The sequence below is a fragment of the Pseudomonas sp. B21-051 genome (assembly GCF_024748795.1).
In the GTDB taxonomy this organism is placed as follows: domain Bacteria; phylum Pseudomonadota; class Gammaproteobacteria; order Pseudomonadales; family Pseudomonadaceae; genus Aquipseudomonas; species Aquipseudomonas putida_A.
In genome coordinates this window covers 2,903,397-2,917,490 of the sequence record NZ_CP087166.1, presented here as the reverse complement: position 1 = coordinate 2,917,490, position 14,094 = coordinate 2,903,397, and the positions used below count along the sequence as shown (strand labels likewise).

The window sequence follows — 14,094 nt, the reverse complement described above, 5'->3', positions numbered from 1 at the left end:
GACAAGTTCAGGCGGATTCACTTCATCGACTGCGCGATGATTTCCACCAGGTTGAGCTGGGTGAACGGCTTGGGCAGACGCGGCAATTGCGCGGCAAAGCCTTCCAGGCGTTCGGCGTAACCGGTGGCCAGAATGATCGGCAGATCCGGCTTGAGCAGACGCACCGCATGCGCCAGTTGCGCGCCGCTCATCTGCGGCATGGCCATGTCGGTGATCATCAGATCGATGACTTCACCCTGCTCGAACAACGCCAGCGCCCTGGCGCCGGAGGTGGCGCTGATTACACGATGGCCAAGGTCTTCGAGCAGCAGCGTGGTGCTGGTCATCACCAGCGAATCGTCGTCGACCACCAACACGCTGAGGCGTGGCACCAACACCGGTTTGACCGCCGGGTAAAGGTTTTTTGCCGTCTCCCCGGCCAGCGCCACCGGTATCCACATTTCAGCGCGGGTGCCATGGCCTTTTTCGCTCTTGAGAATGAAACGGCCACCCAGTTGCTCGATAAAGCCATGCACCATCGACAAGCCCAGCCCGGTGCCCTTGCCCACGCCCTTGGTGGTGAAAAACGGATCCCTGGCCGAACCCAGCGTGGCTTCGTCCATGCCCTCACCCGTGTCGATCACGCTCAGGCACACATAGCGTCCCGCCGCCATTGACGAATGGCTTTGCTCAAGCACGACTTCCGGCTGCGCGCAAATGAACAGGCTGCCACCGTCGGCCATGGCGTCGCGGGCGTTGGTCGCCAGATTGAGCAGCGCCAGTTCCAGTTGGTTGCTGTCGGCCAGCACCGGTTGCAGATCCTCGGGAAAGCGCGTCTCGATGCGAATCCCGGGGCCTATCGAGCTGCGCAACAGTCCGGTAATACCTTGCACCAGTTGCGGGATATCGACCGGCTCGGTCTTGAGTTCCTGACGGCGAGCGAAGGCCAGCATGCGTTGGGTCAGCGATACACCACGCAACGCACCTTGCGTGGCGTTCTCCAGCAGACGACTGTTTTTCGGATCATCACCGATGCGCTTTTGCAGAATCTCCAGATTGCCCAGAATCACCGTCAGCAAATTGTTGAAGTCATGGGCGATGCCGCCGCTGAGCTGACCGATGGCCTGCATCTTCTGCGCCTGGAACAACGCCTCACGGGTCTTTTCCAGCGCCACTTGCGCCTCATGGGCTTCGGTGACATCGCGGGTGATCTTGGCAAACCCGAGCAGCGTGCCGGTTTCGCCGCGAATGGCATCGACCACCACGTGGGCCAGAAACCGCGTGCCATCCTTGCGCATGCGCCAGCTCTTGTTCTCGAAACGGCCCTCGCGGGTGGCAATCTCCAGTGCCCGTTGCGGTTCGCCGGCGACACGGTCTTCGGGGGTGTAGAAAACCGAAAAATGCTCGCCGATGATTTCTTCCGGCTGGTACCCCTTGATCCGTTGGGCGCCCTGATTCCAGTTGCTCACACGACCTTCGGGGCTGAGCATGTAGATCGCATAATCGGTGACCCCCTGCACCAGCAGGCGGAACTGCTGCTCGCTTTGCCTGAGGGTTTCCTCGGCCATCTTGCGATCAGTGAGGTCGCGGGTGATCTTGGCGTAGCCGAGCAGTTTGCCGTTGGGATCAATGATCGGATCGATGACCACGTGGCACCAGAAGTTGGTGCCATCCTTGCGCACCCGCCAGCCCTCGCCTTCGAACCGTCCTTCGCGCAGCGCTGTGTCGAGCGCGCGTTGCGGAAGGCCCGCCGCACGATCATCGGCGGTATAGAAGCGCGAGAAATGCTCGCCGAGAATTTCCGCCTCTTCGTAGCCCTTGAAGCGTTTCGCGCCGGAGTTCCAACTGGTGATGATGCCGTCCGGGTCGATCATGTAAATCGCATAATCGACCACCGCATCGATCAGCAGACGAAAACGCATCTCCTCGATCGCGGCAGTTTTGCTCGGGTTGTCACTCATCAGGTTCACCGCTGGTTTTCATTAGCGCAAGTATGCGGCAATCCGGCGCCATGGGAAGGTGCAAACGCGCTTCTATTCACGGCGTGATCAATGGGTTGATTGAGGGCGAGTCGGTACCGAGCGACCACCAGCGCGGCAACAGCTGCTGAATGCGCGGCTCGGCGAAGCGCTCATCGATCAGCATCACCACGCCGCGATCCTGACGCGTGCGGATCACCCGCCCGGCAGCCTGTACCACTTTCTGAACACCCGGATACAGATAGGTATAGTCGTAACCGGCGCCAAAAATCGCTGCCATGCGCCGCTTCATCTGCTCATTGACCGGGTTGAGCTGGGCCAGGCCCAGGGTGGCGATGAACGCGCCGATCAGCCGTGCTCCGGGCAGGTCGATGCCCTCGCCGAACGCACCGCCCAACACGGCGAAGCCGATGCCCTGGCTGTCGGCGGTGAACTGATCGAGAAAGGCCTGCCGCTGCCCTTCGGCCATGCCCCGGGACTGTTGCCACAGATTGATCTGCGGATGGCGTTCGGCGAGCAGCGTCAGCACCTGTTGCAGGTAATCGAAACTGCTGAAGAACGCCAGGTAATTGCCCGGGCGCTCGCTGAACTGGCGGGCGATCAGCTCGACGATCGGTTCCAGCGACGCCTGGCGATGATTGAAGCGCGTGGAAATGCGGCTGACGATCTGCACCTGCAACTGCTCGGCGCTGAACGGTGATTCGACGTCTATCCACACCGTGTCGGCGGGCGTGCCGAGCAGGTCGGCGTAATAGCGCCGCGGGCTTAGCGTCGCCGAGAACAACACGCTGCTGCGCGCCGCTTTCAGGCGCGGGCCGATGAACGCCGCCGGCACCACGTTGCGCAGGCACAGCTGCGACAGCGGCCGCTTGCGCTCGAGGTCGCGCTTGCTGATGTCGAACAGGTAATGCTCGTCGAACAACTCCGCCACCCGGCCGAACTGCAGCATGTCGAAATAGAAGGTTTGCAGCGCGCTGTCGAGTCCCTGCGGATGATCATTGAGGTAGTCGCCGATGGCCGCGCTGCACAGAGACACGGCTTGCAGCAGTTTCTCCGGCGCCTTGTCGTAGGCTTGATAGGGCGCCAGTTGCGGCTGATGCAGCGCGTTCCATTCACGATTGACTCGTTGCAGGGATTTTTTCAGCACCTCGGGAGCGGCCTTGCGCACGCTGGCCAGCGCGGCCTGATCGAGACTGGCGCTGTACATCGAGCGCCCACGTTCGACCAGGTTGTGCGCTTCATCCGCCAGCACCGCGACTTTCCACTGATTGAGCTGGGCCAGACCGAACAGCAGCGCGCTGAAATCGAAGTAATAGTTGTAGTCCGCCACCACCACATCGGCCCAGCGGGCCATTTCCTGGCTCAGGTAATACGGGCAAACCGTGTGCTGACGGGCCACTTCGCGCAACGCTGCCTGATCGAGCAGATTGATCAGGCTGGCCGCTTGCCGGGCGGCGGGCAGGCGATCATAGAAGCCCTGGGCCAATGGGCAGGATTCACCGTGACAGGCTTTGTCCGGGTGTTCGCAGGCCTTGTCGCGGGCGACCATCTCCAGCACCCGTAACGGCAAGCGTTCAGACTGATCGAACAACACCTGACTGGCATCCAGCGCCAGTTTGCGCCCCGGGGTCTTGGCGGTCAGGAAGAACACCTTGTCCAGTTGCTGCGGCGCCAGCGCCTTTAGCATGGGGAACAGCGTGCCGAGGGTTTTGCCGATCCCGGTGGGCGCCTGGGCCATCAGGCAACGGCCGGTGCTGACCGCTTTGAATACCGATTCGGCCAGATGTCGCTGGCCGGGGCGAAAGTCGGCGTGGGGAAAGCTCAATTGCTGCGCGGCCAGATTGCGCGCCTCGCGATGGGCCATTTCCTGCTCGGCCCAGTTCAGGAACAACCGGCATTGTTGTTCGAAAAATTCCTGCAAGACCGGCGAACTGAAGGCCTCGACCAGACAGGTTTCCTTTTCGCTGACGATGTCGAAATACACCAGCGCCAGATTGATCTGCTCAAGTTCAAGCTTGCGGCACATCAGCCAGCCGTAGATTTTCGCCTGCGCCCAATGCAGCTGCCGATGGTTGGCCGGTTGCTTGCTCAGATCGCCGCGATAGGTTTTGACTTCTTCCAGACAGTTCTGCGCCGGGTCGTAGCCGTCCGCCCTGCCCCTGACTTTCAATTGCAGAAACTCGCCTTCCAGCGCCACTTCGCTTTGGTATTTGTCACTGCGCCGCGAGGCCACGGTACGGTGCCCGAGCATGCCTTCGAGGGCTGTCGGTGAAGGGGTAAAACGCAGGTCGAGGTCGCCGGTCTTGGCGGTGAACTCGCACAGCGCGCGGACGGCAATGCTGTAGCTCAAGCGCTCTGCTCCGCCCATTGCACGTAGCACACGGCGACCGGCATCTGGTGTTGGTGGCAAAATTCCAGCCAGCGCAGTTGGTTGTCCTGCAAGCGGTCACCGGGGCCTTTGACTTCGATCATCCGGTAGGTCTTGTGCTGCGGCCAGAACTGGATCAGATCCGGCATGCCGGCGCGATTGGCCTTGATGTCGAGCAGCAGGCGATTGAACCAGTGCTTGAGGTGTTCCGCCGGCAAACACGCCAATGCCTGCTCCAGCAGTTGCTCATTCAACGCGCCCCAGAACACGAATGGCGACTGCACGCCCCATTTGGCGACGAAGCATTCACGAATGGTCGCCGCATAACGGCCGTCGTCGAGCTGGTCGAGACAGGCCTGGAACAGTTCGGCCCGGCGTTGCTGAAAGTCTTCGTTGAGCAGGTCCACCGGCCCGCGCTGGAACGGATGAAAGAACGCCCCCGGTAACGGCGCAAAAATCGCCGGCCAGCACAACAGGCCGAACAGCGAGTTGATCAGGCTGTTCTCGACGTAATGCACCGGACCGCTGTCTTCGTGCAGATGCGCCTGCACGTAGAACTCCACCGACAATCCCGGATCAGTGCGCGGCAGTTGCAGATCAAGGCGCTCGACCGGGCGTGGCGTTGCGCGTTTGAGCGGTGGTCCGCCGAGTTTGCGCCGCAGCCGTGGCACCATCCGTTGCAGGCTCTGCTGTTCGGCAGCGCTTTCCGGCGCTTGTTCGGCGAGCGTCGCGAGTTCCAGCGCCAGTGCGTATTCACCGCAGCGCTCCAGCACGCGGATCATTCGCTGACGGGCGCCGGGGTAGGCGCAATCGCGGTAAATGCTCAGCGCCAGAGCGAACTCGGCGATGCGTTCGCAATACTGGCCGATCTGGAACAGCACCTTGCTGCGCCGCCGTTGCAGCCACGGGTTGTCGAACTGCAGCGCGCTGACCTGCTCGACGATGATCTCCAACGGCTCACCGGCCTCGAAGCGTTGCTGGCAGTGATGCAGGAACAGGCAGGCGTCAACGTCCTCGCGGCTGCGCAGGCCACGGGAGTCGGCGCAGAATTCGACTTTTTCGTAGGTAAAGATCCCGAGGTCGGCGAGGACGAATTCCGACCAGTCCTGATACAGGTTGCCGAAGAACATCAGACGCAGGCGGTCGCACAGGTCCATGATGGTCAGGCTGAGCAAGCGGTCGCCGAGCGTCGGTGCCCAATCGGAGAGGCTGCGCGACTCGCTGAATTGCTCGGCGAGCGCCGGCAGCCAGTCGTCCTTGCGGCCCTTGGGTTGCTCGATAAAGCTGCCGAACGCCTGCAGCAGTTCAGCCTTGAGCAACACGTCGAACACTTCGGCCACGCTCAACTGCGCCTGATCGTCGAGCCAGCCGTGACGCAACAACGGCTGCGCGGCGTCGCTGATGTCCCCGATTTCCGGGTAGTTGAGTTTGCCGAAGCGGAAATGCACGCCCTTGCGCATTATCATGCGCACCAGCAAACCCTGCGAAGCGCGTGGCAAGGCCTGGAAGTCGCGGATAAAGCCGTGCTCGGGCTCGCTCATTACATCGGCATAGCGAAGTTCAAGCCAATCAAGCACTTGCCGGAAGTTGTTGAGGTAATAGAACGGATCGTCGAGCGGGTTGGCAGTCACGGGAATTCAGGGCCATGGCAAGCGAATACTGGTTATGCGTACAGATACCAGCTCTGCCCCATCGCGTGCAAACGGAAAAAGATCAATGGCAGCGGCAATCGGGATTTTTTCAGGGGGCCATCGAACTTTTCCCGGTTCGATCGCACCAACCGCGTTAGAGACCGAAGTCGGTCAATTGATATGGAATGAGGTATTTGAGGTGGGTATGAACATCAAGACTCTGGGTCTTCCCCTGGCGGTAGCAGCCTTCCTGGCATTGGGCGGCTGCTCGACGCCAACGGTGGTGACCTTGCAGAACGGCACTCAGTATTTGACCAAGGACATGCCGAAAACCAAGAACAAGGACGGGTTCTATGAGTTCGAGGATATTTCCGGGACCAAGGTGAAGGTTCGCTCTGACGAAGTCGCGACGGTGCGCAAGGAAGACTGACCCCCGCTGTACGTGTAGGAGCTGCCGCAGGCTGCGATCTTTTGATCTTGTTTTTAAAAATCAAAGTCAAAAGATCGCAGCCTTCGGCAGCTCCTACAGAAGGCAGTCAAAGCGTGGGTTATTCGAAAGCCGGCAGGCCCACAATGCTGTGATCACAGCTGAAATACTGTTCACCCCGCCGCGCCAACTCGGCTTGCAGACGCCGGCAACGCTCCAGATCCTGCTGGGTCATGCGGTCAATGCTCAGATTGCCAGTGGCTTGCTGTTGTTTGCCGTCACCCAGGCGAATGGTCACGAACGGCTGTTCAGGCTGGATCTGAAACAGGCTTTTCTCTTCGACCGGCTCGGCTGCTTCGGTCTTCGCCGGTTTCGGCAATTGATCGCTGCTGATGCCGTAGCGGCTCAGAATTGAGGTTTGAGGCAGATCGGCCCAGGCATTGGCCGATAACAGCGCCAGTCCGACAATCCCGACATACCCCTTGAACCTTTTCACGTGTGCATCTCCTGTACTCAATGGCGGCTGGCTATAGAACGTGTGTGCACGTGCTGGCTTTAGGCCGCTTTTGCTGTTTGCAGAGTTTTTGAGTCAGGGTGTGGCTGTCGAGTCACTTTTGATGCCAGGTTGTGGCGAGGGAGCTTGCTCCCGCTTGAGCGCGTAGCGCTCACAAAATCTTCAGGGCCGCTTCGCTACCCAGCGGGAGCAAGCTCCCTCGCCACAGGTTACGGATGCATCAGGCGATCACAATTCCATCGGCACTGAGGCTATTGAGCGCCACCCCAACCAATGTCACCGAATCCCCGCCAAACTTCAGCACCGTGTCCTGCCCCACCATCGAGGCATGCGCGCGGAAGTCGTCATTGGGCAACACACCCTGCACGCCAAGAAACACCAGTTTGTCGTTCGACGTAAAACCCACCACCCGATCCTGACCGAACGCGCCGTTGAACAGGAACGTATCCGCCCCGCCCCCGGACTCCATCAGGTCATTGCCGGCGCCACCGACAAACACGTCGTTGCCGACGCCGCCAATCAAATGATCGTTGCCATCCAGACCAAACAACCAGTCACCGCTGGCATTTGCCTTGAGCGTGTCGGCGCCGCTGGTGCCTTTGACGCTGGACTCATACTGCGTGACGTTGCTGCCGACCTTCAGACCGCTGGCCGTGACGCTGTGAGTCACGTCGTCCTTGAACAGGCCCCAGAGGAAGCCCGGCTCCTTGGTGACGATGCTGCCGATGTCGCGGGTGATGCTGATCCCGCCGTTGGCGTCGCGCACGTACAGATTGCCGGCGCCGTCGTTGGCGAAGTCGAAGGTGTTCACCGATTTCTGCAACTCGAGGGTGTTGTTGCCGGCGCCACCAAGAATCACGTTGTAGCCGCCAGCGTCACGGAAGGTGTCGTTGCCGGCGCGACCTTCCAAATAGTCATTGCCGCTGCCGCCCTGGATAAGATCGTTGCTGTCGCTGCCGATGATGAACGTGCTGCCCTTGTGGGTTTCGGCGTTGCGGTTGAGGTCCTGCACCCAGGTGTTGGCCCGCGCCGGGTCCGACAGGTTGGCGACGATGATCGTCGAGTCCTTGCTGGTCAGGTCGTAGAACTTCGACTCGATAACGCGGTTCATGCCGTCGCCGTAAGCGGTCGGCAGGTGCGAGATCCAGGTCGGGATATTGAGAATCGAAAACGGCAGCAGATTCCACGCGGTCGAGGCGTAGTGATCGTTGAAGCTGACGATGTTGTCGGTGGCCGACTCCTTGGGCGCGTCGTGCACGCCGACCGAGGCGCCGGTGAAGGTCGAGCCGTCGAGGGCGCGGAACACCGGATCGTTTTCGTAACCGACGTTGAGCACCTTGTCGGTGCTGCTCTGGGTCGGCGAGGCGTAGGCAATGTAGTTGGAATCGGCGAAGAACCCGCCCCACTTGCCGCCACTCAGATCGGCCATGCTGTTGACCGCCAGCCCGCCAAGGCTGTGGCCGCTGACCAGCACGTCCTTGCCGGTAAGGCCGTTGGCCTTGGCGAACGCCACCACGTCATTCAGTAGATTACCGAACGCTTCGCCGACGTAATTTTTGGCGTAATCCTTGGGACCGAAGGCTGCCAGCAGGTCGTTGATCACGTCGCCGATGGAGTCGAGGATCAGGTTTTCCCGCGGACCGCTGGTGCCGCGAAAAGCGATACCGATTTCGGTGAGATGGCCCTGGGCGTCGTACTTGCCGAGGATTTCCACCTGGGCGGTGGTGTAACCGGCCTTCTCGCCGAAGAAGGTTCCGCGGGCGTCAGTCTTGCCGTCGTAGCCCAGCTGCGAGGCGGTGATCGGAGTCCAGCCAGCCTTTTTCACGGCGTCGAGGGCGAGTTTTTCCGAGTCGGGGTTCCACGGAATACCGGGAATCACCCCTTGCGAATCAGTACCGCCGAGCAGCGCCGTGACCAATGTGGCCGGCAGGCCGAGCCCGAAGCCGTTGTGCTGATAACCGGCGGCAAAGCCGTTATCGAGGTTGTGATAGGAATACAGCGTGATCGCCATGGCATCGCTGAACAGCGCCTTGGAATCGGCTGTGCCGAAGTTCTTGTAGTCATACACACCCATTGCTATTGCCTCTCTTTTGTTGGAATTGTCAGAGATAGCTCACAGCCAGGGCGCCCCTCACGGGCACGCCCCGGAGCATTTCAGTACTACTTGCATAAAAGGCTTCAATCTCTTGATCTTGAAAATCAAAATCAAAAGATCGCAGCCTGCGGCAGCTCCTACAGGATGAGTGCTTAGGCGAAAACGAACGCCGAGTCCGACAGGTTAGCCACTCCCACCCCGACCAGGGTCACGGCATAGTCGCCAATCTTCAGCACGGTATCGGCCCCCGACTGCACAGCATGCTGCTTGTAGTCATAGCCCTGCCCCGCGCCTTCGACGCCCATGAACACCAGTTTGTCGCTGCCTTGGTAGCCATTGATCGCATCGAAACCGAACGCGCCGCTGAACAGGAAGGTGTTGTTGCCACCCACCGCCGTCATCACGTCGTTGCCGGCGCCGCCGACGAAGGTCACGTGGCCCTTGTCGCTGATCAGTTTGTCATCGCCGCCCAGACCGAACAGCCAGTCACCGTCGGCGCTGGCGTGCAGCGCATTGCCGTACGCATCGCCGTTGAGCGAATGGGTGTACTGGGTCAGTTCGCTGCCATTGGTCAAACCCTTGGCCGTGACGCCCCAGGTGATTTCCTTGCTGCCCCACCACGAACCCGACTCCTTGCTCACCAGCGCGCCGATGTCGCGGGTCATGCTGATGCCGCCGTAGGCATCGCGCACATACAGCGTGCCGTCTCCGTCGTTGGCGAAACTGAAGTTCTGCAGCGGTTTCTGCAGCTCGAAGGTGTTGTGGCCCTGACCTCCGAGTAGAATGTTGAAACCGCCGTCATCACGGAACCGGTCGTCACCGCCCAGGCCTTCGAGGAAGTCGTTACCCGCCCCGCCCTTGAGCCAGTCGTTGCTGTTGGTACCGATGATGAAGGTGCTACCGGTGTGCGGCTCGCCGCTGCGCCCCAAGTCCTCGACCCAGGTCTTGCCCCGGGAAGCTTCTTCCAAATTGGAGACGATGAGGGTCGAGTCCTTGTGCGTGAGGTTGTAGAACTTCGAATCGATCACCCGGTTCAAGCCATCGGCATACCCGAGCGAGCTGTGGGCCGACCAGTTCAGCGGATTGACGATGCTGAACGGCACCAGGTTCTGCGCGGTGGACGCATAGTTGTCGGTGAAATTGACGATGTTGTCGGTGGTCGACTCATGCGGCCCGTCGTGCTTGCCCAGCGAACCGCTGCTGAACGTGGTGCCGTCCAGCGCACGGAACACCGGATCGTTTTCGTAACCGATGTTCAGCACGTTGTTGCCGGTGCTGCTCTGGGTCGGCGAAGCGAACGCAATGTAGTTGGCGTCTTTGAAGAACCCGCCCCAATTGCCGCCGCTCAACTCGGCCACGCTGTTGACCCCGAGACCACCGAGGCTGTGGCCGCTGAACAACACGTCCTTGGCGGCGATGCCGTTGGCCATGGCGAACGCGGCGACAGCCTTGAGCAGATTGTCGAAGGCGTTTTTCGCGTAGTTGCTCGCGTAATCCGATGGCCCGATGGCGGCCAGCAGGTTGTTCTTCATGTCGCCGAAGGTATCGCTGTAACCCAGCCCGCCGGTGCCGCGAAAGGCCACGCCGATGCCAATCAGCTTGCCGCTGGCGTCGTACTTGCCGAGCACTTCGGCCTCGGCGCTGGTGAAGCCGTCCTTCTCGCCGAAGAACGTACCTTGGGCGCCGACCTTGCCCTGATAACCCAGCGCCGTCGCGCTGAGCGGTTTCCAGGCGGTGGCCGGCAACGGCTGGCCAGTCGGTGTGTAGGCATACAGCGTCAGTGCGATGGCGTCGCTGTACAACGCTTTGCCGTCGGCATTCTTGTAATCGAACAATCCCATGTTGTGCTCTCTCTTCCTTCAAAACCGGCAGCCCCCAAGGGACTGCCGGCACGCTTTTAGAACTGCCAGTCGAGGGTCAGACCCACACCGTGGTCCTTCTCGTTGTTACCGATCAGTCCGTTGTAGTCCAGGTTGACCCGGACATCGCGATTGAGCGCCAGCCCGGCGCGTACGCCGACCACTGCCGCATCCCGATCCATCGACACACTCTGTACGGTGAACGCGCTGTTGCCATTGGCGAAGGCCAGGTGGCTGTCAGCATCGACACTGCTCAGGTTGTGCTGCCAGCCGAGGGTCGCGCCCAGTTCCAGTTGATGTTTGTCCGACAGCGCGAAGCTGCGCTTGGCGCGTACGCCAAGGGTCGACAGCACCACGTCGCGGTTGTCTTCGCCGCTCTTGAGCGCCGCGGCATCACCCTTCTCGGTGAAGCTGTCGGTGTTCAAGTGCACGTACGACAGGTTGGCGAACGGCTCCAGATTCATCGGTTGCAGGCGCAGATCGTAAGCCGCTTCGGTGAACACCTGAGTGGTCGCCGCATCGTGCTTGGTTTTCTCTTTGCCGCTGACGCCCGCGAACTGCAGATCACGCTTCACGTCCACGCGGTGCCAGCTGTAAGCCGCACCGGCGGTCAGACGCAGCGCATCGATCTGATGTCCCAGGTATGCACCCAGGTGGTAGCTGTCGACCGAGGCCGACGAATGCGTGCCGCCGCCCATGTTCAACGAGCTGTCGCTATAACCGGTAACGAAACCCAGACGGGTATCTTCAGCAATCAAACCGTCGACACCGGCCAGCAGCCCGCCGATGGAGCTGTTGGAGTCGGCGTTTTCGTGGCCGCCATCGCTCTTGCCCCACGAACCCAGCACCTTGACCCAGGCATTGCTGCGCTCGTCGGTCGGTGCGTCGGCATTGAACAGATCACGCTCACGCAGACGCTCGCCCACCGCTTCACGCAGGTAGCGGCTGTCGTTGATCAGCATCGTGCCGATGGCCGGGTGAATCTCGCCGGACAGTTGCTGGAAGGCTTGCTGCGCCGACGCCGCGTTCGGCGACAACAGCAGGGTTTCGAACAGCGCATTGCCCGCGCCCAGCCCTTCGGCAGCCGCGCCGACTGCACGTTGGTTCGGCGTCAGACCGACACTGGCGAACGACGCACCATTGCGCCCGACGTCCAGTTGCACACCGTTCGCCGAGTACGCCAGGGTGCCGCCGAGGAACGCGTAGTTCGGCAGCACTTGCCCGAACTGTCCTTGGATGCCACCGGCCGCTTGCAGGATGTTGAACTGCGAACCGAGCAGGCTCTTCACTTCAGTCGTCGTCAGCAAGGTCGGGCTGTTTTCCAGCGACAGACTGACCGTGGCGCCATCGATCAGCGCTTTGCCACCGGCAACGATCTTGTCGCTGCTGGTCGGCGAGACTTCCACCGCGTAGGTCGAACCGCGCTCGAAGGTCACGTCACCGGCGACGTTCAGCGTGCCGATCGAGTTGCCCGGGGCGACGGTACCGCCGCTTTTCGCGGTCAGTGCACCGATGCGGCCGTTACCGCCGAGGATGCCGCTGTCGTTGACCGTGACCGCCGAAGCCAGCGAGCCATTGATCGCCAGACGCCCCTGATTGACCAGGGTCGGGCCGCTGTAGGTGTTGTTGCCGGTCAGCACCAGCGTGCCGATGCCCTGCTTGGTCAGGCCGCCGTGACCGGAAATGTCGTTGCGCCAAGTGTCGAGGCCGCAAGTGATGTCGGTGCAAACGCGCTCGGTGGGTTTGCCCTTGTCGATGATCGCGCCGATGCCCGGCAAGTCCGCGACAAACTGCCCGGAACCGTAGGCACCCTGGATGCGGAATTCTTCCGGAATGTCCTGCTCGGTGACGAACATCGACGGGCCATCAATGCCCTTACGCAGGTTGATCATGCCCCAGCCGTACAAGGCGTCGATGCCCGGTGCGCCGAGGTCGGTGGCGGTGGTACGCAGTACCGTGGCGACCTGATCGCCAGTCATGTACGGGAAGCGCTCCATCAGTACCGCCATCGAGCCGGCCACGTGTGGTGCGGCCATCGAGGTGCCGTTGTAGTTCTTGTAGCCGGTGGTCAGGTTGTCGGCGTTGGTGCCGCTGATGATCGAGCTGTAGATCTGCGTGCCCGGCGCCGAGACGCAGAAGCTCGCGGTGTAGCCGCAGCGCGAGGAGAACGTACTCATGATGTACGGATTGGCGCTGGCCAGATCCGGGTTCTTCTGCAACGCGGCGACGGTGATCCAGTTCGGCGCGATGTCCGGCACAAAGTAACCGAGGCCGGCGATGGCGTCCGGGTTGTTCAGGTTGTAATCGTTACCGGCGGCGAAGATCGTCACGATACCGCTGCGGGCAGCGGCAATCGCACCGTCGTAGGCGCCGCCCGGCTTGGTGCCGAGCAATGTGCGGATTTCGTTGAACTGCAATTGCGCGTCGTTGACGGTGAAATGCGGATACGCCGGGTCGCGGCCGCCGAGGTCAAAACGGTCAGTGATGCCGATGCCCCAGCTGTTGTTGATGATCCGCGCGCCACTGGCGATCAGCGCATCCCAGCCAGCCTTGTACACCGCGCCATCGTTGCCACGGACGATGCCGTCTTCCGGGCCAGGGTCGCCGTTATCCGCGCTGATGATCTGCGCACCGAACGCCACCCCGTGCATCGGCCCGCCGTCACGGCTGCCGGCAGCGATGCCACCGACGTGGGTGCCGTGGGCACCGAGCTTGCCGTCGGAACCGACCGAGGGCGAACCGTCATAGCGGAACGCGTCCCCGGCTTTGACCGGGATGTAAGGGTCGGTGTATTCGCGGATCCCGCTGGTCACCAGGGTGATGACTTTGTTGGCACCGGAAAACTCCGGGTGCGCGGCGTACACCGGCTGGTCGAAGATCCCCAGTTTCACACCTTTGCCGGTGTAACCGGCGGCGTAGGCGTAATCCGCGCCAATGGCGCCCAGGCCCCACTCCGCCTGGAACTCGGCGCTGCGCCAACTGGCGGGATCGCCGCTGCGGCCGCTTTCCACATAAGGCGCCGCGTGCGCGCTGCCCCAGCTGGTCAGCGCACAGAGTACGGCGCAATTGAGGGTTTTCATGGCGAAGCGACCGCCCGTTTGCGCGGGGGTATTGTTGTTATTCATCCAGCGACCTTCCTTAGTGTTGTTGCGAAAAATCCGTGTACTTCAATCTCATGAATGCTGCTTTGTGTGGCGAGGGAGCTTGCTCCCGCTGGGGCGCGAAGCGGCCCTGTGCATTTT

Annotated in this window: 8 protein-coding genes; 1 reads left to right on the top strand and 7 read right to left on the bottom strand. The window is 61.4% G+C overall.

Annotated features, from left to right (window positions below; genetic code table 11):
• Positions 1 to 17: 17 nt before the first annotated feature.
• From LOY52_RS13015 to LOY52_RS13005, 3 genes are all read right to left on the bottom strand, one after another.
• On the bottom strand, positions 18 to 1,940 hold the full coding sequence (locus tag LOY52_RS13015; RefSeq protein ID WP_258679747.1) for a PAS domain-containing sensor histidine kinase: 1,923 nt from the start codon (positions 1,938 to 1,940) through the stop codon (positions 18 to 20).
• Positions 1,941 to 2,016: 76 nt separating this feature from the next.
• Positions 2,017 to 4,308 (bottom strand): ATP-dependent DNA helicase, encoded by a 2,292-nt coding sequence (locus LOY52_RS13010; RefSeq protein ID WP_258679746.1) that lies wholly within the window; start codon positions 4,306 to 4,308, stop codon positions 2,017 to 2,019.
• On the bottom strand, positions 4,305 to 5,957 hold the full coding sequence (locus LOY52_RS13005) for a VRR-NUC domain-containing protein (RefSeq protein WP_258679745.1): 1,653 nt from the start codon (positions 5,955 to 5,957) through the stop codon (positions 4,305 to 4,307). Before LOY52_RS13005 ends, LOY52_RS13010 begins: the two co-directional genes overlap by 4 nt.
• Positions 5,958 to 6,162: 205 nt before the next feature.
• On the opposite strand from LOY52_RS13005, the gene LOY52_RS13000 reads away from it, so the two are divergent.
• The gene (locus LOY52_RS13000; RefSeq protein ID WP_041064149.1) at positions 6,163 to 6,387 is read left to right on the top strand and encodes a YgdI/YgdR family lipoprotein; all 225 of its coding nucleotides are present in this window, start codon (positions 6,163 to 6,165) and stop codon (positions 6,385 to 6,387) included.
• A gap of 118 nt (positions 6,388 to 6,505) precedes the next feature.
• Here the strand turns inward: LOY52_RS13000 and LOY52_RS12995 are convergent, their stop codons facing one another.
• The 4 genes from LOY52_RS12995 to LOY52_RS12980 all read right to left on the bottom strand — a co-directional run bounded on the left by LOY52_RS12995 (position 6,506) and on the right by LOY52_RS12980 (position 13,977).
• Positions 6,506 to 6,880, bottom strand: coding sequence for a hypothetical protein (locus LOY52_RS12995; protein WP_258679744.1), 375 nt, complete (start codon positions 6,878 to 6,880; stop codon positions 6,506 to 6,508).
• A gap of 238 nt (positions 6,881 to 7,118) precedes the next feature.
• Positions 7,119 to 8,972 (bottom strand): polyurethanase, encoded by a 1,854-nt coding sequence (locus LOY52_RS12990; RefSeq protein ID WP_258679743.1) that lies wholly within the window; start codon positions 8,970 to 8,972, stop codon positions 7,119 to 7,121.
• 173 nt (positions 8,973 to 9,145) lie between these two features.
• The gene (locus LOY52_RS12985) at positions 9,146 to 10,834 is read right to left on the bottom strand and encodes a polyurethanase (protein ID WP_258679742.1); all 1,689 of its coding nucleotides are present in this window, start codon (positions 10,832 to 10,834) and stop codon (positions 9,146 to 9,148) included.
• Between the two features lie 56 nt (positions 10,835 to 10,890).
• Positions 10,891 to 13,977 (bottom strand): autotransporter domain-containing protein, encoded by a 3,087-nt coding sequence (locus LOY52_RS12980; protein ID WP_408980430.1) that lies wholly within the window; start codon positions 13,975 to 13,977, stop codon positions 10,891 to 10,893.
• Between the last annotated feature and the right edge of the window lie 117 nt (positions 13,978 to 14,094).

What these genes read in the sequence shown, in the direction of transcription:
- LOY52_RS12990 (WP_258679743.1), bottom strand. Translation starts at nt 8,972, where the DNA reads ATGGGTGTGTATGACTACAAGAACTTCGGCACAGCCGATTCCAAGGCG.
- LOY52_RS13015 (WP_258679747.1), bottom strand. Translation starts at nt 1,940, where the DNA reads ATGAGTGACAACCCGAGCAAAACTGCCGCGATCGAGGAGATGCGTTTT.
- LOY52_RS13000 (WP_041064149.1), top strand. Translation starts at nt 6,163, where the DNA reads ATGAACATCAAGACTCTGGGTCTTCCCCTGGCGGTAGCAGCCTTCCTG.
- LOY52_RS12980 (WP_408980430.1), bottom strand. Translation starts at nt 13,977, where the DNA reads ATGAATAACAACAATACCCCCGCGCAAACGGGCGGTCGCTTCGCCATG.
- LOY52_RS12985 (WP_258679742.1), bottom strand. Translation starts at nt 10,834, where the DNA reads ATGGGATTGTTCGATTACAAGAATGCCGACGGCAAAGCGTTGTACAGC.